21 protein-coding genes are annotated in these 21485 nt (G+C 72.1%); 11 read left to right on the top strand and 10 right to left on the bottom strand.

Annotated elements, in window-relative coordinates; all coding sequences use genetic code 11:
• Positions 1-62 precede the first annotated feature (62 nt).
• Genes AB0J76_RS38025 through AB0J76_RS38035 form a run of 3 tightly spaced genes read left to right on the top strand, consistent with a single transcriptional unit; the run spans position 63 to position 1671 of the window.
• On the top strand, positions 63-572 hold the full coding sequence (locus AB0J76_RS38025) for an HNH endonuclease (protein ID WP_352322827.1): 510 nt from the start codon (positions 63-65) through the stop codon (positions 570-572).
• 46 nt (positions 573-618) lie between these two features.
• The gene (locus AB0J76_RS38030) at positions 619-1446 is read left to right on the top strand and encodes a GNAT family N-acetyltransferase (protein WP_352322826.1); all 828 of its coding nucleotides are present in this window, start codon (positions 619-621) and stop codon (positions 1444-1446) included.
• Positions 1447-1455: 9 nt separating this feature from the next.
• Positions 1456-1671, top strand: coding sequence for a zinc ribbon domain-containing protein (locus tag AB0J76_RS38035; protein ID WP_352322825.1), 216 nt, complete (start codon positions 1456-1458; stop codon positions 1669-1671).
• A 982-nt stretch (positions 1672-2653) separates the two neighbouring features.
• Here the strand turns inward: AB0J76_RS38035 and AB0J76_RS38040 are convergent.
• The 3 genes from AB0J76_RS38040 to AB0J76_RS38050 form a co-directional block, all read right to left on the bottom strand.
• Entirely contained in the window at positions 2654-3151 is a 498-nt protein-coding gene (locus AB0J76_RS38040) for a WYL domain-containing protein (RefSeq protein ID WP_352322824.1), read from the bottom strand.
• Positions 3152-3225: 74 nt separating this feature from the next.
• Complete coding sequence (gene ilvD, locus AB0J76_RS38045; RefSeq protein WP_364392464.1) at positions 3226-5064, bottom strand: dihydroxy-acid dehydratase; 1839 nt, start codon at positions 5062-5064, stop codon at positions 3226-3228.
• A gap of 85 nt (positions 5065-5149) precedes the next feature.
• Positions 5150-5959, bottom strand: coding sequence for a thioesterase family protein (locus AB0J76_RS38050; protein WP_352328596.1), 810 nt, complete (start codon positions 5957-5959; stop codon positions 5150-5152).
• 81 nt (positions 5960-6040) lie between these two features.
• Here AB0J76_RS38050 and AB0J76_RS38055 point away from each other — a divergent pair, with 81 nt between their 5' ends.
• On the top strand, positions 6041-6790 hold the full coding sequence (locus AB0J76_RS38055) for a TetR/AcrR family transcriptional regulator (RefSeq protein ID WP_352328594.1): 750 nt from the start codon (positions 6041-6043) through the stop codon (positions 6788-6790).
• Between the two features lie 32 nt (positions 6791-6822).
• Here AB0J76_RS38055 and AB0J76_RS38060 read toward each other — a convergent pair whose 3' ends face one another.
• Positions 6823-7650 carry a nuclease-related domain-containing protein gene (locus AB0J76_RS38060; protein WP_352328592.1) on the bottom strand — a complete coding sequence of 276 codons (828 nt, stop codon included), beginning with the start codon at positions 7648-7650 and terminating at the stop codon, positions 6823-6825.
• A gap of 139 nt (positions 7651-7789) precedes the next feature.
• Here AB0J76_RS38060 and AB0J76_RS38065 point away from each other — a divergent pair, with 139 nt between their 5' ends.
• From AB0J76_RS38065 to AB0J76_RS38075, 3 genes are all read left to right on the top strand, one after another.
• Positions 7790-9196, top strand: a complete 1407-nt coding sequence (locus AB0J76_RS38065) for an amidase (RefSeq protein WP_352328590.1) — start codon at positions 7790-7792, stop codon at positions 9194-9196.
• Between the two features lie 53 nt (positions 9197-9249).
• Positions 9250-9540 carry a hypothetical protein gene (locus tag AB0J76_RS38070; protein ID WP_352328588.1) on the top strand — a complete coding sequence of 97 codons (291 nt, stop codon included), beginning with the start codon at positions 9250-9252 and terminating at the stop codon, positions 9538-9540.
• Positions 9541-9703: 163 nt separating this feature from the next.
• The gene (locus tag AB0J76_RS38075; RefSeq protein WP_352328586.1) at positions 9704-10090 is read left to right on the top strand and encodes a DUF5130 family protein; all 387 of its coding nucleotides are present in this window, start codon (positions 9704-9706) and stop codon (positions 10088-10090) included.
• 100 nt (positions 10091-10190) lie between these two features.
• Here the strand turns inward: AB0J76_RS38075 and AB0J76_RS38080 are convergent, their stop codons facing one another.
• The 3 genes from AB0J76_RS38080 to pepN form a co-directional block, all read right to left on the bottom strand.
• Positions 10191-11141, bottom strand: a complete 951-nt coding sequence (locus AB0J76_RS38080) for a hypothetical protein (protein ID WP_352328585.1) — start codon at positions 11139-11141, stop codon at positions 10191-10193.
• 197 nt (positions 11142-11338) lie between these two features.
• Positions 11339-12847: a protein kinase gene (locus AB0J76_RS38085; RefSeq protein ID WP_352328584.1), complete on the bottom strand. Its 1509-nt coding sequence runs from the start codon at positions 12845-12847 to the stop codon at positions 11339-11341.
• Between the two features lie 94 nt (positions 12848-12941).
• Positions 12942-15506 (bottom strand): aminopeptidase N, encoded by a 2565-nt coding sequence (gene pepN / locus AB0J76_RS38090; protein WP_352323628.1) that lies wholly within the window; start codon positions 15504-15506, stop codon positions 12942-12944.
• 90 nt (positions 15507-15596) lie between these two features.
• On the opposite strand from pepN, the gene AB0J76_RS38095 reads away from it, so the two are divergent.
• Positions 15597-16217: a disulfide bond formation protein DsbA gene (locus AB0J76_RS38095; protein WP_352323627.1), complete on the top strand. Its 621-nt coding sequence runs from the start codon at positions 15597-15599 to the stop codon at positions 16215-16217.
• A gap of 131 nt (positions 16218-16348) precedes the next feature.
• On the top strand, positions 16349-17752 hold the full coding sequence (locus tag AB0J76_RS38100) for an aldehyde dehydrogenase family protein (protein WP_352323626.1): 1404 nt from the start codon (positions 16349-16351) through the stop codon (positions 17750-17752).
• A 19-nt stretch (positions 17753-17771) separates the two neighbouring features.
• Here the strand turns inward: AB0J76_RS38100 and def are convergent, their stop codons facing one another.
• Complete coding sequence (gene def, locus AB0J76_RS38105) at positions 17772-18257, bottom strand: peptide deformylase (RefSeq protein ID WP_352323625.1); 486 nt, start codon at positions 18255-18257, stop codon at positions 17772-17774.
• Between the two features lie 90 nt (positions 18258-18347).
• Here def and AB0J76_RS38110 point away from each other — a divergent pair, with 90 nt between their 5' ends.
• On the top strand, positions 18348-18815 hold the full coding sequence (locus AB0J76_RS38110; protein ID WP_352323623.1) for a ribose-5-phosphate isomerase: 468 nt from the start codon (positions 18348-18350) through the stop codon (positions 18813-18815).
• Here the strand turns inward: AB0J76_RS38110 and AB0J76_RS38115 are convergent.
• Entirely contained in the window at positions 18812-18958 is a 147-nt protein-coding gene (locus AB0J76_RS38115; RefSeq protein ID WP_352323622.1) for a hypothetical protein, read from the bottom strand. The genes AB0J76_RS38110 and AB0J76_RS38115 overlap by 4 nt on opposite strands.
• Positions 18959-18981: 23 nt before the next feature.
• Complete coding sequence (locus tag AB0J76_RS38120) at positions 18982-20214, bottom strand: GNAT family N-acetyltransferase (protein ID WP_352323621.1); 1233 nt, start codon at positions 20212-20214, stop codon at positions 18982-18984.
• Positions 20215-20332: 118 nt separating this feature from the next.
• Between AB0J76_RS38120 and AB0J76_RS38125 the strand changes: the two genes are divergently transcribed.
• Positions 20333-21448, top strand: coding sequence for a PP2C family protein-serine/threonine phosphatase (locus tag AB0J76_RS38125; RefSeq protein WP_352323620.1), 1116 nt, complete (start codon positions 20333-20335; stop codon positions 21446-21448).
• Positions 21449-21485 lie beyond the last annotated feature (37 nt).

Consider the following 21485-nt stretch of genomic DNA (forward strand, 5'->3'; position numbering starts at 1 on the left):
CCGACAGGCGGGACATGCCACGGCATGTCCCCTTTGATACCCGCGCGGCAGGGAGAGGCCCGATGACGCGCCAGGTCCTGCTGCTCAACGCCACCTACGAGCCGCTCACCACGCTCTCGCTCCACCGGGCCATCGTGCTGGTGCTGCGGGAGAAGGCCGACGTCGTGCACCGCGACGGGCGGGGCGCCCAGCTCCGCTCGGCGAGTTGCACCCTCGACGTGCCTTCGGTGATCAGGCTCCGCAGATACGTCCGCATCCCCTACCGGTCCCGGATCCCGTTGACCAGGGCCGCCCTCATGCGGCGCGACGACTACCGCTGCGCCTACTGCGGGCAGCGGGCCGAGACCATCGACCACGTCATCCCGAGATCGCGCGGCGGCACCCACACGTGGGAGAACTGCGTCGCCTCGTGCACGACCTGCAACCACCGCAAGGCCGACAAATACCTGGAGGAGCTGGGATGGACGCTGCGCGTCCTCCCGGCGGTGCCTAGGGGCGCCCACTGGCGGCTCATCGGCGCCTCGCTCGTCGGCGATCCTCAATGGGCGCCCTACCTGGAGGCGGCGGCCTGACAATCCCTTTTGAAGCCGGAGGCCGCCGCCTGCCACCATGACGGGTATGTGGACCTTCACCTCCGATCCGGAGGAATTCGCCGCGGTCGCCGAGCCGTTCCTGCTCGGCGACCCGGTCGGCAACACGGTTCCGCTGACCGTCCTCGCCAACCTGCGCGCCGGCCATCCCGCCCAGGACGCCTTCTTCGCCTGGTGGACCGCCGGGGGCCAGGTGCGCGCCGCCGCCTTTCGCACGCCGCCCGCCCCCCTGAGCCTCACGCGCATGCCCGCCGAGGCCGTCGCCCCGCTGGTCGAGGCGCTCGGCGGCGACGTGCCCATGGTCGTGGGGCCGGTCGAGGTGACGTCCGAGGTCGTCCGGCTGCTCGGCGAGCCCGACCGGACGGTGTCCGAACGGCTCTACCGTCTCGGCGCGCTCGCCGTCCCGTCCGTGCCCGGCCGCGGCCGGCTCGCCGGGCCCGGCGACTTCCCGCTGATGGTGAGCTGGTACCAGGCGTTCGGCGCCGAGGTCGGGCTCGGCGAGGCGCACGACGTCGCCGAGCGCGTCGCCCAGCGGGTGGCCGGGCGCGAGCTGTTCGTGTGGGAGGCCGGGGGCGTGCCGGTCTCGGTGGCCGGGCTCGGCCGGGCGGCCGGCGGCGTGTGCCGCGTCGGACCGGTCTACACGCCACCGTCGTGCCGCAGGAAGGGCTACGGCGCCGCGGTCACCGCCTACGCCAGCGAAGTGGCGCTGGCCGAGCGGTCCGAGCAGGTCGTGCTCTTCACCGACCTGGACAACCCGACCAGCAACGCGATCTACCGGTCGATCGGCTACGAGCCCGTCTCCGACCATGCGCACCTGACCTACGCCGGCTCCCGCTCACCGGCCACAGCGGGTTAGGCTTACCGCATGCCGCGTTACGACTTCCGCTGCCGCGCCTGCGGCTCCACGTTCGAGGTCTCCCGTCCCATGTCGGCCTCAGACGAGCCGGCGACCTGCCCGCAGGGCCACGGCGACACGGTCAAGCTGCTGTCCACCGTCTCCATGACCGGTGGCGCCGCCGCTCCCCCTCCGGCCGGTGGCGGCGGTGGCGGCTGCTGCGGCGGAGGTTGCTGCTCCTCGTGACCGGCGGGCCCGGGTGAACGCCTCCACGGCGAGCCGGGCCGCCCGTTCCACGGTCGCCACGCCCGTCGCCATGTCCGGGCTGCGCTCCGACAACACGGCGATGAGCAGTTCGTGCCCGTTCAGGACGATCCGGCCCACGCTGTTGACCGTCCACCGGCCGTCGTGCGCGTCCACCGGCAGCCAGCCGTTCTTGAGCGCCACCTCGCCGCCGGCGGCGCTGACGCCCCACGCCTGCGACCGGTCCACCGACGACATGAGCCCCAGCGCCCAGCGGCGGCTCGCGGCCGGCACCGGCCCGGCGGGGTCGGTGAGCCGCTCCAGCACCCGCACCTGGTCCGACGGGTGGCTGAGGGTCATGCCCCATGACAGGCCCGCGCCCGGCCTGGTGTCGCGCACCTCCAGCGCGCCCAGGACCCGGGTGAGCCCCTCCTGGCCGCCGACCGTCATGTACAGCTCGTGCGCGCTCTCGTTGTGGCTCTGGCGGATCATCCGGGAGGCGAGCCTGCGTTCGTACGCGCCGAGCCGCCGGTGCTCGCTCTGCCTGAGCAGCAGCAGGGCGAGCAGGATGTCCACCTTGGCCACGCTGGCCAGCACGAACGGCCTGCCCTCGGCGTAGGAGTACCGCACGCCCGTCGCGCGGTCGTACACCGACAGCGCCACCCGCCCCGGACGGCCCCGCAGCTGACGTTCCAGCGCCCGGTCGAGCGCCCGCCGCGTGGCCGGCGGCAACAGGCGCTCCACGGCCACCGCCTGGCGGTGCGCCACGATCGGGAGCGGAGCCGGACGCGGGCCCGCCGCGCAGGCGGACACGACGGGCACGACGACGGGCAGCAGGGCGGCGATGAGCGAGATCCCCCGGACGCGCATGTGCGCGAGCCTGTCACGCCCCGCACCAACGCCCGGGGGCCCGAGGGTCAAGCTTGCGGCAGGTTACGCCGCAGTGCTCTGCCCGCGGCTCACGCCGCGGTGGTTTTTTCGCGGCTCACGCCGCGGTGGTCCGCCGGCGGCGGCGCTGGAAGGGCAGGAACCGGTCGGCCAGGTGCGGCCGCGACGGGGTCAGGGTGGGTTCGACCGCGATGATGCGGTCGAACCGGAACGCCCTGATGGCCCGCCGCATCCGGCATACGCCGACCAGGTACCAGTATTCGCGGTGGACCAGGCAGGTCACCGGCTCGACGTCGCGGGAGGTGACGGTCCCCGAGGCGTCGCGGTAGTGGAGGCGGATCATGAGGCGGCTGGTGATGGCGTCGGCGATGAGCCTGGCCCGGGAGGCGGTCTCCACGGGCAGCGGCTCGGTCAGGGTCGCGAGCGTGGTCGCGATGACGTCGTCGTCGAGCTCCAGGTGCTCGAGCGCGTGTTGCAGGCCGCGCCGTGCGGCGACGGCCTGCGGGCCCGCTCCGAGGTGAGCGAGGGAGAGGGCGATGGCGGCGATCTCGGCGGTCGTCAGCGGGCGAGTCTCGTCCTTCACGACTGTCGTCATACCCCAAGAATAGGGACGACCACCGACAATTTTCGAAAATCTGTGCGGTGGACCGGGGGTCCACCGCACCCTAACTATCGGGACAGCTGCGACAGATCACGCGAGGCGCCGGTCGAGGCCGACGTGGTCATCGCCGCGTACGCCTGCAGCGCCACGCTCACCGGACGGTTGCGGTCGCGCGGCCGGTAGCCGCCCAGGTCGGCCAGCAGCCGCTCGCGCCGCGCGGCCAGCTCGGCCTCGGGCACCCGCAGCTCCATCGATCGGCCGGGGATGTCGATGTCGATGACGTCGCCGTCCTCGACCAGCGCGATCGTGCCGCCCTCGGCCGCCTCCGGCGAGGCGTGCCCGATCGACAGCCCGGACGTGCCGCCGGAGAAGCGGCCGTCGGTGACCAGCGCGCACGCCTTGCCCAGGCCCTTGCCCTTGAGGAAGGAGGTCGGGTAGAGCATCTCCTGCATGCCGGGGCCGCCCTTGGGGCCCTCGTAGCGGATGACCACCACGTCGCCCTCCTTGACCCGCCCGCCGAGGATGCCCTCGACGGCCTGCTCCTGCGACTCGAACACCACCGCGGGCCCGCTGAACTTCCAGATCGACTCGTCGACCCCCGCGGTCTTCACCACCGCGCCGTCGCGCGAGATGTTGCCGTAGAGCACGGCCAGGCCGCCGTCGGCGCTGTAGGCGTGCTCCAGGTCGCGGATGCACCCCTGCGCCCGGTCGAGGTCGAGGGAGTCCCAGCGGTTGTCCTGCGAGTACGCCTTCACCGTGCGCACGTTGCCCGGCGCCGCGTGCCACAGCTCGACGGCCTCGGGCAGCACGGTGGGCGACTTGACGTCCCAGGCGGCCAGCGTGTCGGCCAGCGTGCCCCCGTTGACCGTGGGCACGTCGCGGTGCAGCAGCCCGGCCCGGTCGAGCTCGCCCAGGATGGCCGGGATGCCGCCGGCGCGGTGGACATCCTCGACGTGGTACTTGCTGGTGGCCGGGGCGACCTTGCACAGGCAGGGCACCCGCAGCGAGATCTCGTTGATCTCCTTGAGGCCGAAGTCGACCTCGGCCTCGCGGGCCGCGGCCAGGATGTGCAGGATCGTGTTGGTCGAGCCGCCCATCGCCACGTCGAGCGCCATCGCGTTCTCGAACGCCGCGCGACTGGCGACCGAGCGCGGCAGCACCGACTCGTCGCCGTCCTCGTAGTAGCGGCGGGTGATCTCGACGAGCTGGCGGCCGGCGTCCTCGAAGAGCTGCTTGCGCCGCTTGTGGGTGGCCAGGATCGTGCCGTTGCCGGGCAGGGCCAGGCCCATGGCCTCGGTCAGGCAGTTCATGGAGTTGGCGGTGAACATGCCCGAGCAGGAACCGCAGGTCGGGCAGGCGTTCTCCTCCATCTCCAGCAGCTCGGCGTCGGTCACCGACTCGTCGGCGGCGGCGACCATCGGGTCGACGAGGTCGAGCTTGCGGCCCGGCGTCTTGCCGGCCTCCATGGGGCCGCCGGAGACGAAGATCGTGGGGATGTTCAGCCGGAACGCGGCCAGCAGCATGCCCGGCGTGATCTTGTCGCAGTTGGAGACGCAGATCAGCGCGTCGGCGCAGTGGGCGTTGACCATGTACTCCACGGCGTCGGCGATCAGCTCGCGGGACGGCAGCGAGTAGAGCATGCCGCCGTGGCCCATCGCGATGCCGTCGTCGACGGCGATCGTGTTGAACTCGCGCGGGATCGCCCCCGCCTCGCGGATCGCGGCCGAGACGACGTCGCCGACCTCGCGCAGGTGCACGTGGCCCGGGACGAACTGGGTGAAGCTGTTGGCCACCGCGATGATGGGTTTGCCGAAGTCGCTCCCGGCTACGCCGGTCGCCCGGAGCAGGGCCCGGGCGCCGACCATGTTCCTGCCGTGGGTGACCGTACGTGACCTGAGGGCCGGCATTGTGCTTCTCCCATCATGAGGCGAGTCTTCACATGTTACGGCCACCCGCCCGGCACCTGAGACGCGTGTCCACTACCCGGACGGCTCAGTCCGGCAACCGTACGGCCGCGAGCTGGGTCGCCTGGGCCACCAGCCGGCCCTTGGAGTCCCACACGTGGGCCACCTCGTCCATCCGGTCGCCGCCGACGTCCGTGGCCGACAGGCGGACCCTGATCGGGCCGGGGGCGGGCAGCCGGCGGATGTAGGCCGAGAGCTGAATCGTCGGCACCCAGCCGGACAGCCCGAGGTCGAACGAGACCGGCGGCACCGGGTCGAGCGCCACCAGCAGGCTCAGCGGGTCCCAGTCGGAGCCGTCGGCCAGGCGCTGCCAGCTCGCGATCTCGCCCTTCCTGGTCGGCGCCCCGAACGCGAACGCCAGATGCGCCGGATCGACGCGCTCCTCGACCACGGCCATCAGCGGCACGGCGAAGTCCGCGCCGGGCGGGTCGATGGGCGCGAGGAAACAGTCCTCCTCGGCCGGCAGCTCGACCGGCGGGAGCGAGGTCCACCAGGCGTCGCCGTCGTCCAGGACGCCGAGCGTGACGTGCGACTCGACGCGTACCCTGCCCTCCTGGGCCAGCGAGACCCGCACCTGGGCCAGGCTCCGGCCGATCCGCAGCGGCTCCACGCGCACGTCCGCCGGGCCGGGCGCGGGCGGCTCGACGAAGGCGCCGCTCACGGCGGTCACGTGCGGGTGCCGCTCGCCGGCGCCGCTCTGGCAGGCGGCACGGGCCAGCACCGCCAGCAGGTAGCCGCCGTGCAGCTTGGTGCCCACGCTCCACTGGGCGTCCAGCGTGGCGCCGAACTCGTCCGTGCCGCGGGCGACCAGCGCGGTCGCCTCCCCGAAAGTCCCCATTTTTCGCGATATCCCTTCAGATATCCGTTCAGCAGAAGGTCAGATTGACACCGTCAACCTGACGGCGTCAATCTGAGATCCATGACCGCTGCGAGACGTGTGCGCGCCCGGCGCGGAGAAGGCGGCCTGCTGCGGGAGGAGATCCTGCGCGCGGCCGAGCACCTGCTGACCGAATCCGGCAGCGAGGACGCCCTCACCCTGCGCGCCGTCGCCCAGCGCGCCGGGGTGTCCACGCCCTCGGTCTACCTGCACTTCGCCGACAGGGAGGCGCTGCTGGAGGCCGTCTGCCTGCGCGTGTGGGACGAGTTCGGCCGCATGTTCAGCGAGAACCTGACCGGCGACCCGTTCCTCGCGCTCGGCCGCTGCGGACGGGCCTACGCCCGCTTCGCCCTCGACCATCCCGTGCAGTACCGGGTGCTGATGATGCGGCCCTCGGCCGTGCAGGGCGTGCCGCCGGCCGCCGCGGCGTGCTTCCGTCACATGGTGGACGCCGTCGCCGCCTGCGTGGCGGCCCGCGTGCTCGAAGGCGACCCCGAGGAGCTGGCGCTCGGCCTCTGGTCGGCCGTGCACGGCTGCGTCTCGCTGCTCATCGCCCAGCCGTCCTTCCCCTGGCCCGAGGACCGGGAAGCGCTGATCGACCACATCGTCCGCATCGCCGGGGTGGGCACGGCCCTGCTGTCCCGCCTGCCGGACGCGCTGCCGCCCAGCGGCGTGCTGGCCGCCGAACTGGACGCCTTCGGCGCCCGGCTGTCGGCGGGCTCTTCGGCGGGCTCTTCGGCGGGTGCTTCGGAGGGTGCTTCTGCGGGCGTGAAAAAGCCCCGCGGAGCGTGACTCCGCGGGGTCAGGCCGGTCGTCCGGTCGTCCTAGCCCTCGCCGTACCGGGCGGGCAGGACCTGGGCGGCGATGTCGTAGAGCCGGTCGATCTCGGCCGGGGTCAGCGCCCGCTCGCGCTTGGTGATCCACTTGCGCGCCCGGTCGCCCTGGTAGACGTCCACGCCGCGGATGGTCATGATCTTCCACGGTACGGGCGGCCCGTAGATGGCCAGGGAGGGCACGACGACGACCTCGCGGCCGAACGCCTTGCTGATCAGCTCGCTGGCCTGGGACGCCTCCCACTTGGCCTCGGTCAGCCGCGGCTTCATGTCGAAGGGGCCGTGGAAGAGCTTCTTGCCCGACTGGACGCGGACGGGAAGCCGTTTGTCCCACTTCTCGGAGTCCACGGCGTAGACGCCGGTCGGACCCACCACGAGGTGGTCGATCTGGGCCTCGCTGCCGGGGATCGCCCTGGCGTGCAGGGTGCGGTAGCCGCTGCGCTCCAGCCTGCGGAGCTGCCCCTCGGTGCGCCGCTCGGCCACGGACGCGCGCCGCCACGCCGGCACCGTGGAGTGCGAACGGGCGCGGTAGACCGCCTCGAAGACGGCCGCGACCACCCCGGCGGTCACCCCCAGACGCCAGTCGCGCAGCAGGAAACCCACCACGATCGCCACGCCGATCGCCACGATCGCGCGCTTGCGCATGCGCCGGAACCGCGGCTCCTGGAGCAGGTCACGCACGGACGCGCGTTCCACGGGCGCGTAGGTGGTGGTGGGCGCCGATGGTGTCGCGGCGGCGGTGCGCTCGCCCTCTGGCCGGTCGCTCACCCAGATGGGTGACGCGTTGTGACCGTCTTCTCGCTGGTTGTCGGAGTCCACGTAACTCACCGTAGCTCGGAGATCGGAACGATTCCTAGTGTTGACCTGTCCATAGTTTTATGGCCCAGCTCATCGTGTTCCACTCATGTTTTCGGGGTATGTCTTACGTTCTTCTCTAGAGATGCCTAGTGTGCCGATCGTGCGAGAAATTCACGAGCTTTCCGCGCTCGAGCAGGCCCGGGCCGTCCGCGACCGTGACGTCTCACCGGTCGAGCTCGCGCAGCACTATCTCGACCGGATCGAGCGGCTCGACCCCTCGGTCGGCGCGTACGTCACCGTGACCGCCGAACAGGCGCTCGACCAGGCGCGCCGCCTGGAGAAGGAGCTGCCTGACGGGCCGCTGGCCGGGGTGCCGATCCCGGTCAAGGACCTCAATCTGGTCAAGGACGTGCCGATCACCTTCGGCTCGGCGGCCTACCGGGGGTTCGTCGCGCCGGTGGACGACACGGTCGTGACGCGGCTGCGCGAGGCGGGCACGGTCATGCTGGGCAAGACCGCCACCCCCGAGTTCGGGCTGCCCTGCTACACCGAGACCGACGTCTCGCCGCCCGCCCGCTCGCCCTGGGACCTCGGCACGTCGGCCGGCGGGTCCAGCGGGGGAGCGGCCGCCGCCGTGGCCGCCGGGCTGGCGCCGGCCGCCCAGGGCAGCGACGGCGCGGGCTCGATCCGCATCCCGGCCTCCGCGTGCGGCCTGTACGGCATCAAGCCCACCCGCGGCCGGATCAGCTTCGCACCGATCATCCCCGACCTGGCCGGCATGTCCACGAACGGCCCGATCGCCCGTACCGTGGCCGACGCCGCGGCCCTGCTCGACGTCATGGCGCACAACGAGCCCGGCGACCTCTACCTCGCACCCCGGCACGAGGGCACGTACCTCGCCTGCGCCGGCCGCGACCCCGGACGGCTGCGCATCGCCCGCTACGCCGACCCCGTCGTGCCGGGGGCCGAGGTCGATCCCGAGGTGCTGGCCGCGTACGAGGGCGCCGCCGAGACCCTCGCCGGCCTCGGGCACGAGGTCGTGGAGATCCCCAGGCCGTTCGGCGCGGACCTCGTGCCGCAGTTCGTCACCCTCTGGTACACCTTCGCCTGCATGCACCCGGTCGCCGACGACCAGCGGCACCTGCTCAGGCCGCTCACCCGCTGGCTGCGCGAGCGCGGCCTGGCCACCACCGCCCCCGCGTTCCTCCAGGCCCAGGCCGCCCTCCAGCTCGCCACCCGGGGCGCGCTCACGATCACGAACGCCTACGACGCGGTGCTCACCCCGACCCTCACCCAGCCGCCCCGGCCGGTCGGCTGGTTCGAGGACGTGGACGACGTCGAGGAGACGTTCGAACGCATGAAGCGCTTCGCCGCCTTCCCGGCGATCTACAACGTCAGCGGCCAGCCCGCGGTGAACCTGCCGCTGCACTGGAGCGCCGAGGGCCTGCCGATCGGCGTCATGCTGGCCGGGCGGATCGGCGGGGAGGGCACCCTGATCTCGCTGTCGGCCCAGGTCGAGGCGGCCGTGGGCGGGTTCTGGGGGGAGCGGCGGCCGTCCGTCTGGTAGGAGGGCCCCGTACGGGTCTGGCCGGGCGCCCGCCGGAGGATTACGTTCGTCGTGTGAACAGCGCGGCGGAAAGTCTGCTCCTTCTCATCGGGGTGTCCTTGGGGCTGTTCGTCCTGATCAGCCTGGTGGTCATGGTGCCGGGGCGGAGTTCGTCCGGGGTGGTGGAGCCTGGTCCGGTGTGGCTGGGCGGGCCGTCCGGGAGCGAGCACGGCGTGAGCACGTCGGCACGGATCCTGGCCGACGGCGCCGCCCCCTGGGCGCAGACACCCCAACCCGACTGGGCGGCCATGGCCACGACCGTCGAGCCGGACGAACACCTCGGCGGCGCCTCGGCAGGCTGGTGAGTCAGCGATGCCCCCCGCGAACCAGCCTTCTGAGCAGCCCTCCTTGCAGGCACCGACACAGGCGTCAGGGCGGCCCTCGGAACGGCCCCCGACACAGGCGTCAGGGCAGCCCTTGGAACGGACCCCGACACAGGTTTCGGCACAGGCTTCTGCGCAGTCGCCGATGCGGACGCTGGCCCGGTCGCCGAGGCGGGCGCTGACGACGGCTCAGGTCGACGATCTCAGGAGGGCCGTCCAGAAGGCCGAGCTGCGCAGCGGGTTGCGCTTCGGCCTGTTCCTGGGCGAGGCGGTCGGCGCGCGACGGCACTTCGCCGAGCGCCTGCACGCCGCCCTGGGCGCCGAGTCGGCCGACGCCGTGGTGGTGTTCGTCGATCCGGCGGGACACGCTCTGGAGATCGTGACCGGCGCGAACGCGAGGCGGCGGCTGAGCGACGGCGCCTGCCGGCTCACCGCCCTGTCGATGGCCACCGCCTTCAGCGCAGGCGACCTGATCGGCGGCCTCCTGTACGGCATCACCGCCCTCGGCGCCCAGGCCACCCCCCACCACTGACCCGCCCCCTCGAACCCGGGCACACCGACCTGTGCCTCGGGGCCGTCAGGTGCGCCGCCCGCCTGGACCGGAGGGGGCCAGGTGTGTTCGGGCGGTGTGGTCAGGTGCGTTGCAGCAGGGTGACGACGTGGTCGCTGACGCCGGCGAGCAGGCTGGACGGTTCGATCGGCGCTCCGGCCACGGCCGAGAACAGCGCGGGCAGCCCCGGCAGCGGGAAACCGTCGTCCTTGGCGGCGGCGGCGCCCACCGCGTTCTTGTCCAGCGCCGTCCGGCTGCGCTCCCAGGCGTCGAGCACCTCCTCCGGCGACGGCACCCCGAACCCGTGCCCCACGGGCGCGGCGTGCCGCAGCCGGACGAGCGGCGTCTCGGCGAAGGTCAGCGCGGTACGGGCGCGTACCTGCAGGTCGGCGCGGGGCTCGGGGTCGATCCAGTCCATGGCCGTGCAGGGGTTGCGGCAGGTCGCGACGCAGACCGCGAGCGCGCCCGCCAGCTGGCTGTGCTGCCGGTCGAAGTAGGCCCGCCAGCCCTCGCCGGGTTCGACCGACACCCGCAGCGTGCGGTTGGTGGCCGACTGCTCGGACTTGGTGTGGTCGCACTCGCGGTCGCCGATCACGCCGAACCTGCTCCCGGGCGCGCTCAGCCCGGCGGGCCAGCGGGCCGGGTCGCCGGCGTGGCCGAGCTGCGGCTCGAACGCCAGCAGCGGCAGGTATTCGCTGGCGATGTGCACGGCCGCGATCATGGGGCTCAGCTCGCGCCGGTGCCAGCGGACGGCGATCGCCTCGAGCAGCAGGCCGTAGGCGGGCTTGAGCGACTCCAGGGCTCCGCGCGGCTGTTCCCGCGGCGTCTGCGGCATGTGGCAGGCGCGGGCGAGCCGGCGCAGGTCGGCCGGTACGGATCGAGCCTCGGCGGCGAAGTCCTCGGCGTCGAGCGAGAGCAGCCGCTGCCCGAACTCGCACACGTCGGAGATCTCGGCCGTGGGGGCGAGCGCCCCCAGATCGGCGAAGGCGTACCGGCGGGCGAGGGCGATCAGCAGCTCACGAGTCGAATCCACGCGAAGACTTTCTCACGATCTTGCAGCAGTCACGGACACGGGGCACGCAGGCACCGGACGCCCTGAAGCGGTCACGGGGTCGGGGCGCGTACGCCCTGGGCGTCCTGGAATGGTCAGGGGCTCGGGGCGTGTATGCCGCGTACGTCCTGGAAGGCGAGCGGGCACGGGGCGCGCGCACATCAGACGTTCCGGGGTGGTTACGGGCACGGGGCGCGTACGCATTGGACGTCTTCGGGCGGGCTGGTGACCGTGGGCTCGTCCGTGGGCTCCTCAGGGGGCTGGGTGGGCTCCTGGGTCGGCTCCGGCTCGGAGGTGGTCACGGTCGGCGTGGGCTTCGGCGAGACGGTGGGCGTGGCGCTCGGGGTGGTGGGGGCCACGGTGGGGCCGGGGGTCGCGCTGATGGTGCCGCTCGGCTTGGCGCTCGGCACGGCCTTGGTCGGCGGCGCGGGCTCCCTGGTGGTGTGCTCGGGGCTGCTCGGGCTGTGGACCTGCGTGGTCTCGTCGGGGGGCGGCAGCACCTGGCCCGTGCTGGCGGGCTCGGCCGGACGCAGCCACACCGACCCCGCCACCGCGGCCGAGACCACGACGGCGGCCGCCATCGTGGCCAGGGCCGTCAGCGTGCGACGCCGGCGGGAGCTGCCGCCGGCGGGGGCCGAGGGCATGGTGAGCGGCGATCCGCTCTCGGCCACGGGCATGACGCCCGTCGGCTGGAGGCCCGGCTGGGAACCCGTGGGAAGACCCGCGTAGGAGGAGCCGATGGGGAGACCCGTGTGGGGGTCCGTGGAAAGACCCGTGTAGGAGCCCGTGGACAGGCCCGTGTGGGCGCCCGTCGTGGGCGGGGTGGCCGAAGAAGACGCGGTGGGCGGCGGGACGGGCAGGGCCGCGCCGCTGACCGACGCGCGGGCCGCCCGCGCCATGTCGGACGCCGACGCCCAGCGCTGCGCCGGGGCCTTCTGCAGCGCCCGCGTCACCACCTGGCGCACGGCCTGCGGCAGGTCGGCGGGCGGCTCGGGCACGGGCGCGTTGAGATGCTTGAAGATGATCTGCACCGGGGTGTCCCCCTGGTACGGCAGCCGCCCGGTCAGGCACTCGTAGGCCACCACGCCCAGCGCGTAGACGTCGACCGCCGGGGTGACCTCGTTGCCCGCGGCCATCTCCGGCGCGCAGTAGGCGGCCGAGCCGAGCATGGTGCCCGTGGCCGTGAGGTGACCGGCCGAGGCGGAGTGGGCGACCCCGAAGTCGGTCAGCGCGACCTGCCCGTCGGACCGGACCATGAGGTTGGCCGGCTTGACGTCGCGGTGGACGATGCCCTGGGCGTGGGCCGCGGCCAGCGCGTCGCCCACCTCGGCGACCAGGCGCATGGCCTCCTGCGCGCCGAGCGGGCCGCGCCGCAGGACCCGGTCGAGCGACTCGCCCCGGACGTATTCCATCACCAGGTAGCTGACCCGGCGCCCGTCGGCCTCGTGGACGCCGTAGTCGTAGACGCCGACCACGCCGCGGTGCCTGAGCGTGGCCATGGCTCTGGCCTCGTTCTGGAAGCGCTGGGTGAAGGTGGGGTTCTCTGACAGGGCCGGCATCATCACCTTGACCGCGACGGCCCGGCCCAGCACCAGGTCGTCGGCACGCCAGACCTCGCCCATGCCGCCGCCGCCGAGGCGGTCGGCCAGCACGTAGCGGTCGTTGAGCGTGGTACCGGCGCCTAGCACGTACTTGAGGCTAACACCCGGTCTCCGTGCTCAGGCCGTATTCGGCGCAGCGCGAAGCCGGCTCCCCGCCGGGCTCGGCGGGGAGCCGGACGGATCAGGCCGACGCGGCGTCGGTCTCGCGGTTGCGCAGAGCGCGGCTGACGCCGTCGGCGCCCTCCAGGATCAGCCTGCGCAGGGCCTGCGGCGGCTGCTCGGCGGCCAGGAAGTCCTGGGCGGCCTTGACCGTGGCGGGCTCGATGAGCAGCACGGGGAAGCAGTTCATGGCGAACGTCGAGGCCTTCTCGAACGTCCACTCGCGGTAGACGCGCCCGACCTCGGCGAAGTACTTCTCCCGGTACGGCTCCAGCAGCTCGGCGTGGTGCGCGTCCTGGAAACCGGCGATGGTGTTGCGGGCGATGTGGTTGGCCAGGTCGCCGCCCACGATCCGGTCCCAGGCCGCCGCCTTGGCCTCGGCCGTCGGGATCGCGGCCCGGCACAGCGCGGCCGACCGCTCACCCGTCGCCGTAGGGTCGCGCTCCAGCTCGGCGGCGATGTCGGGCTCGCCCAGCCGGCCGCCGGAGACCAGCGCGGCCACCAGCGTCCAGCGCAGGTCGGCGTCGACGGTCAGCCCCTCGGGCACGCCGGTGCCGTCGAGGATGGCCTGCAGCAGGTCGAGGTCGGCATCGGCGACCGCCACCGGGGCGAACGCCTGGAGGAAGGCGAGCTGGTGGTCGGAGCCGGGCGCGGCCGAGCCGAGCAGCGAGCGCAGCTCGGCGGCCAGCAGCGCCTCGCCCTCGGCCCGCCAGGCCGGGGCGGCGTACTGCTGGACGGCCTGGCGCGCCTGGCGCAGCACCGCCTGCAGGACCGTGATGTCGGAGACCGTGCCCGCGCCCGAGATGACCAGCTTGACGTAGTCGCGGGTGGACATCTCGCCGTCGCGGGTCATGTCCCAGGCCGCCGACCAGCACAGGGCGCGCGGCAGCGACTCGGTGAAGGCCGCGATGCCGCCCTCGACGAGCGTGCGCAGGGAACGCTCGTCCAGCCTGATCTTGGCGTAGGTCAGGTCGTCGTCGTTGAGCAGCACCAGGTCGGGCTGCTCGACGCCGACCAGCTCGGCCACGCCGGTACGGGCGCCCACCACGTCGAGCTCGACCCGCTTGGTGCGGGTGAGCACGCCGTCGATCAGCGAGTACAGGCCGATGGCGATGCGGTGCGAGCGCAGCGTCGGGTAGTCGGCCGGGGCCTCCTGCAGCACCTCGAAGGAGGTGAAGCGGCCGTCGGACACCTCGAAGGAGGGCCGCAGCGTGTTGACCCACGCGGTCTCCAGCCACTCCTTCGACCACGACGACAGGTCGCGGCCCGAGGTGCGCTCGAGGGCGGCGAGCAGGTCCTTCAGCTCGGTGTTGCCCCAGGCGTGCTCGGCGAAGTAGTCGCGCACCCCGGCCAGGAAGTTGTCCAGGCCGACGTAGGCGACGAGCTGCTTGAGCACCGAGGCGCCCTTGGCGTACGTGATGCCGTCGAAGTTGACCTCGACCGCCTGCATGTCGGGGATGTCGGCGGCGATCGGGTGGGTGGAGGGAAGCTGGTCCTGGCGGTAGGCCCAGGACTTCTCCACGTTGGCGAACGTGGTCCACGCGCCGTTGCCCCAGCGGGTGGCCTCGGCCTGGGCCAGCACGGACACGTACGTGGCGAAGGACTCGTTCAGCCACAGGTCGTCCCACCAGCGCATGGTGACCAGGTCGCCGAACCACATGTGGGCCATCTCGTGCAGGATCGTCTCGGCGCGCCGCTCGACGACCGCGTCGGTCACGCGGGAGCGGAAGACGTAGTCCTCCAGGAACGTCACGCAACCGGCGTTCTCCATCGCGCCGGCGTTGAACTCGGGCACGAAGAGCTGGTCGTACTTGGTGAAGGGGTAGCGGACGCCGAACACCCGGTGGAAGAAGTCGAAGCCCTGCCTGGTGACCTCGAAGAGGTTGTCGGCGTCGAGGTGCTCGCCGAGCGAGGCGCGGCAGTAGAGCCCGAGGGGGATGCCGTCGTGCTCGGAGGTGACCTTGTAGTACGGCCCGGCCACCAGCGCGGTGATGTACGTCGAGATCACCGGCGTCGGCTCGAACTCCCAGCGCCTGGCCGCCTGGACGCCGCCGTGGCGGCCGGACTGCCCTTCGAGGTCCTCGACCTTGGCCGCGGCGCCGTTGGAGATGACCTCCCAGTCGGCGGGGGCCAGCACGGTGAGCTGGAAGACGGCCTTGAGGTCGGGCTGGTCGAAGCAGGCGTACATGCGGTGGGCGTCGGCCGTCTCGAACTGGCTGTGCAGGTAGACCTTCTGGTCGACCGGGTCCACGAAGCGGTGGAGACCCTCGCCCGTGCGCATGTAGCTGCAGTCGGCGTCGACCAGCAGCTCGTTGGACTCCGCCAGCGAGGGGAGCGGGAAGCGGCCCTTGTCGGCGTCGTAGGAGGAGACGTCGAGGTCGGTGCCGTTGAGGGTGACCTTGCGCACGTTGGCGCCGTGCAGGTCGATGAAGGTGGAGGCGCCCGGGCTGGTGCTGGTGAAGCGCACCGTCGTGACGCTCTCGAAGCGCTCGTCCCCCTCCGTCAGGTCGAGTGCGACCTCGTACGACTCGACCTTCAACAGCCGGGCACGCTCGCGAGCCTCGTCCCGGGTCAGGTTGCCTGCCAAGTTGCGCTCCTTTTCACCACTTCGTTGTAGTTTGTCGGTATCCTGCCACGCCGGGAATAGGACCTCGACACCCTCAGGTTATGGCCCCACGTGACTGAGAAGATTCCCGTGGACCTGTGGTTCGATCCTTTCTGCCCATTTGCCTGGGCGACGTCACGATGGCTTCTCGAAGTGGAGAAGGTACGCGCCATCGAACCGCGCTGGCACGTCATGAGCCTCAACGTCCTCAACGAGGGCAAGGACGTGCCCGAGTCCTACCGTGAGGCCATCGCCAGGGCCATCGAACCCGTCCGCGTGGTGGCCGCCGCGCGGGCCGCGCACGGCGACGCGGTCGTCGGCCCGCTCTACACCGAGCTCGGCACGCGCCTGCACAACGAGCGCGGGATGAAGGACCTCAGCCGCCTCGGCGAGCTGATCGAGGACTCCCTGGAGGCCGTCGGCCTCAGCCGCGACCTCGTCGCCGCCGCCCACTCCACCGAGTGGGACGACGCCGTGCGCGCCTCCCACCAGGAGGGCATCACGCTGGTCGGCCAGGACGTCGGCACCCCGGTCATCCGCGTCGGCGCCAACGCCTTCTTCGGCCCCGTGATCACGTCCATCCCGAAGGGCGAGGACGCGGGCAGGCTCTGGGACGGCGTGCTGCTCGTCACCGAGTTCGACGACTTCTTCGAGCTCAAGCGCACTCGAACCAGACAGCCCACCTTCGACTAGATATGTCCTCCACCGCCGGGGTAAGACTCCTACCCTGGCGGTAGGTTCTCGGGCGCGCGGAGGATGAGGAATCCCCCTCCGCCCGATCCATGGTCTCGCCAGCCCCACGACGTGCACGCGAGGATGGCCCCATGCGCCAGCTGTATATCGGCGGTTCCTGGAACGCCTCTACGTCAGACGAGTCCATCGAGGTCGCCAACCCGGCCACGGAGGAGATCATCGACCGGGTGCCGGCGGGCACCCCCGACGACGTCGAGGCGGCGGTGTCGGCGGCGCGGGCGGCGTTCCCCGCCTGGTCCGACACCTCGGCTGCCCAGCGCGGGAAGCTCCTCGGCGACGCGGCCGAGCTGCTCAAACAGCGCGCCGAGAGCGTCGCGGCGACGATCGCCACCGACATGGGCGCGCCCCTCGGCTTCGCGCTCAAGGTGCAGACGCTGATGCCCGCGGCCGTCCTGTCCTCCTACGCGCAGCTGGCCGAGAGCTACCCGCGCGAGTCCCGCATCGGCAACTCCCTGCTGGTCAAGGAGCCGATCGGGGTCGTCGCGGCGATCACGCCCTGGAACTACCCGCTGCACCAGATCATCTGCAAGGTCGGCCCCGCGCTGGCCGCCGGCTGCACGGTGGTGCTCAAGCCCAGCGAGGTGGCGCCGCTGGCGGCGTACGCGCTGGCCGAGATCTTCGACGAGGTGGGCCTGCCGCCCGGGGTGTTCAACCTGGTCAGCGGGCGCGGCCAGGTCGTCGGCGAGGCGATGGCCGCCCATCCCGAGGTGGACATGGTCTCCTTCACCGGCTCGACCGTGGCCGGCCGCCGGGTCGCCGCGCTCGCCGCCGAGACCGTCAAGCGGGTGGCGCTGGAGCTCGGCGGCAAGTCGGCCAACATCATCCTGCCCGACGCCGACCTGGCCACCGCCGTCAAGGTCGGCGTGGCCAACTGCTTCATCAACGCCGGCCAGACCTGCTCGGCCTGGACCCGCATGATCGTCCACCGCGACCAGTACGACGACGCCGTCCGCCTGGCCGTCGAGGCGACCCGCAAGTACACCGTCGGCGACCCCTTCGACGAGGCCACCAGGGTCGGGCCCCTGGTGTCGGCGGCCCAGCGCGATCGGGTGGTCCGCTACATCAACCGGGGCCAGGAGGAGGGCGCCAGGCTTGTCGCCGGCGGCACCGAGCGCCCCCGCGAGCGCGGCTTCTACGTCGAGCCAACGGTCTTCGCCGCGGTCGAGCCGGGCATGACGATCGAGCAGGAGGAGATCTTCGGGCCCGTGCTGGCGCTGATCCCGTACACGAGCGAGGGCCAGGCCGTGGAGATCGCCAACGACACCAGGTACGGCCTGGCCGGCGCGGTCTGGTCGGGCAGCCAGGAGCGCGCGGTCGCGGTCGCCCGCAGGCTGCGCACCGGCCAGGTCGTCGTCAACGGCGGCCAGTTCAACCCGCTGGCCCCCTTCGGCGGGTACAAGCAGTCGGGCGTGGGCCGCGAGCTGGGCGAGTTCGGCCTGGAGGAGTACCTGGAGATCAAGTCGCTGCAGCTGTAGGCCCCCGGCCCGCCGCGGGCTACGCGCGCAGCATGATCCTGCGGGCCTCGTCCTTGGGCAGGCGGTCGACGTACAGCTTGCCGTCGAGGTGCTCGGTCTCGTGCTGGAAACAGCGTGCCAGCGAGCCGCGGGCCTTGATGCGCACGGGCCGCTGCAGCCGGTCGACGCCCTCGACGGTGACGCCGGCGGCCCGCGCGACGGGGGCGTAGATCGGCGTGCGGGTGCGGCGGTCGGGCACCGACAGGCAGCCCTCCTCGTCGGCGACCTCCTCGGCGTCGTCGACGGTGAGGACGGGGTTGGCGACATGGCCCTTGCGCCCGGCGATGTCGTAGACGAACAGCCGCCGCGACACGCCGATCTGCGGACCGGCCAGGCCCACGCCGTTGACCGCGTACATCGCCTGGAACATCTCCTCGATCAGGCGGCGCAGCTCGCGGTCGAAGTCGGTGACGGGCTCGGCGGGCGTGCGCAGCACCGGATCGCCGATGACGCGGATCTCACGCATGCGTCTCCACTTTCGTAAGGACTGGGGAACGGTAGGGGTCCTTACTCTAGCCAGCGAGTGGGATCGGCGGGGCTGTGGAAGACTGGGCGGGTGCGTGTCTACATCGGTGCCGACCATGCCGGCTATGAGCTCAAGAACCACCTCGTGTCCTGGCTCAAGGACCACGGCCACGAGGTGACCGACTGCGGTCCCTTCGTCTACGACGCCGAGGACGACTATCCGGCGTTCGTCCTGCGCGCCGCCGAGGGCGTCGGCGGCGACCCTGGCAGCCTGGGGGTGGTGATCGGCGGCTCGGGCAACGGCGAGCAGATCGCGGCCAACAAGGTGCGCGGCATCCGCGCGGCCCTGGCCTGGAGCGAGGAGACCGCCTCGCTGGCCCGCGAGCACAACAACGCCAACGTCGTCAGCATCGGCGCGCGCATGCACACGACCGAGGAGGCGACCAGGTTCGTCGAGGTCTTCCTGACCACCTCCTTCTCCGGCAGCGAGCGCCACAGCAGGCGCATCGCGCAGCTGACCACCTACGAGACGATCGGCCAGCTGCCCTCGCTGCCCTAGGTCTTGCGCCTGGCCTCGCGCCGGGGCATCTCGTCGCGCAGGGGCCGCCGGTCGGCGGCCTCCTGCTGCTCCTTCGACGGCCTGGACACGTCGCGGGCCCGCATGGCGATGGTCGCGGTGATCTGCAGACTTTGCAGGGCCATGCTCCGAGCCTACGTCCTGTGTCTCAGAACACCAGCCCGGCCAGCGGCTTGGGGCTCCACGCCATGGCCGCGGCCAGCGCCCGCACCGCGCCCGGCGTGTGCTCGCGCAGCAGGCCCGCGTCGAGCTGCGCGCCGAGCAGTCCGTCGCCCATGTACGCCGAGCCGAGCGCGGACACCGGCACCGTCAGGTGCGGCTCGTCGTCCACCGGCTTGCACTCCGCGCCGGTGGCGTCGGCGGTGAGCCGCCGGCGGCCGGCGTTCCACGGGCACACGTCGTCCTCGATCTCGATCACCAGGTCCACGGGGGCCGCGTAGGCGCGGGCGGTCAGGGCCCTGTCGACGTCGACCAGGCGCACCCAAAGCTCGTCGGACCAGGTCGCGCGCAACTGGCGGGAGTCGGCGAGCAGCGCGATCAGGGCGTCGTCCACCGGCCGGGCGTACGCCTCCAGCCTGGTGATCAGGTCACGGTCCAGCATGTCGCGCCACAGCAGGGCGTAGGCCGCCGGATCGGTCGCCTCCAGCTCGAACACCCGCAGTTCGCCGCTGGGCACGCCGTTGGCGTCCCATGCCGACTTGGTGCGGAACAGCGCGTAACCGCGCACCTCCTGGTCGTCCTCGGCGAGCACCGCGCGCAGCGAGCCCCAGCCGCCCCTGTCGTGCTCCTCGTCGGCCAGGAAGGCGTCCCAGACGTGCCGGGTGCGCTCGTACCGGCCAGGACGCCGGGTCACGACGGCGGCGAACAGCTTCTCGAAATCGGCCCTGGCCTCGGTGGGGGAGACCACCCTGAGCCGGAGCGCCGGGTCGGTGGGGGCGTCCCGCACGAAGGCCGAGCGGTGCTTGTCGATCTTGTACGACAGTTCGCTGGCCGCCCTGCCGTAACCGAACCTGCCGTAGATCAGCGACTCGGAGGCGTAGAGGGCGGCCACCGACTCGCCGCGGTCGCGGATGTCGGACAGCTGCCGGCGCATCAGCGCCGACAGCACGCCGCGGCGGCGGTGCGAGGGAAGCACGCTGACCGCGGTCACGCCGCCCACGGGGATCTGACGTCCGCCGGGGACGGTCATCGTCAGGCTGAAGACGGACGTGACGCCCGCCATGGTGCTGCCGTCGAAGGCGACCAGGGTGCGGTCGAACTCCGTGGCGGCCTTGTACCGCTCGTCCTGGGTGGGATGCGGCGTCCAGCCGAACCCCTCTGCGAGCACGCCGGCGAAGCCCGGCCACTCGGATTCGTCAATGGGACGGATCGGATAGGTCATCCGTCCACGGTAGGAGGGGGCAAAGGGGGACGGCCACCCAATATCCGTGCTTAATGATCAAGGCCTTGGTCAAGTGGGCTGCCCAAACAGGGGTCAGACCGATACAGTCACACGCATCATGAGTTCCCGTCCGGCGCCGCTGATTCCGCCACGGGTCCGTGCGGTCCTGGTTCGGGTGCCGTTCCTGGTGTCCGCCGTCCGGTTCGTCCGGAGGGGGCCGCTGGCCCGTGACCGCAACCTGCTCATCACGCTCACCGTGCTCTCGCTCGTCATCGGGCTGCTGGCGGCGAAGGTGTCCACCGAGTGGTTCTCGCCGTCGCTGCTCATCCTGGTGACCCTGATCGGCGGGCTGCAGCTGCGGCTGCGCAGCCTGGTCAAGCTGCTGGTGGCGGTGGGCGTCGCGCTGACCTACGTCGCGGCCACGCTCGGGGTGGCGCGGGTGGGGCTGGGGCTCACGGTGACGATCGTGTTCACCACCGTGCTCGCCGTGCTCATGGCCCGTACCAGGGGCAAGCTGGGCGTGCAGGGGCTGCGCGGCGACGCGATGCTGCTGGAGCTGCGTGACCGGCTCAGGAGCCAGGGCGAGCTGCCCCCGCTGCCGAAGGACTGGGGCGGCAAGGTGGTGCTCAAGCAGGCCGGGGGCTCGTCGTTCGGCGGCGACTTCCTGGTCTCCATGCGCGACGGCGACTCCGTGGAGATCGCCCTGGTCGACGTCTCCGGCAAGGGGGTCGACGCCGGCACCCGCGCGCTGCTGCTGTCGGGCACGTTCGGCGGGCTGCTCGGCTCGGTCGACGACTTCCTGCCCGCCTGCAACGCCTACCTCCACCGCCAGCGCGGCGACGAGGGCTTCGTGACGGCCGTGCACGTCCGCCTCGACCTCGCCACCGGCGACTACACGATCACCTCGGCCGGCCATCCGCCGGTGGTCAAGCTCGACTCGGGCACCGGCAATTGGCAGGTCGCCTCGGCCAAGGGCGTGGTGCTCGGCGTGGTGCCCGACCTCCACTGCGAGCCCGACAGCGGCACCCTGCGCAAGGGCGACGCGCTGCTGCTCTACACCGACGGCCTGATCGAGCAGCCGGGGCGCGACATCGACGCCGGCCTCGACCGGCTGCTCGGCGAGGCCGAACGGCTGCTGCCCTCCGGTTTCCGCGACGGCGCCAGGGCGCTGGTCAACGCGATGTCCTCGGGCCACAACGACGACTGCGCGCTGGTGTTGATCTGGCGTCCGTAGTGACGTTTCACACGGGTCAGGTCGTGATGGCGGTCAC

This window comes from Nonomuraea sp. NPDC049624 (assembly GCF_040675255.1).
In the GTDB taxonomy this organism is placed as follows: Bacteria; Actinomycetota; Actinomycetes; order Streptosporangiales; family Streptosporangiaceae; genus Nonomuraea.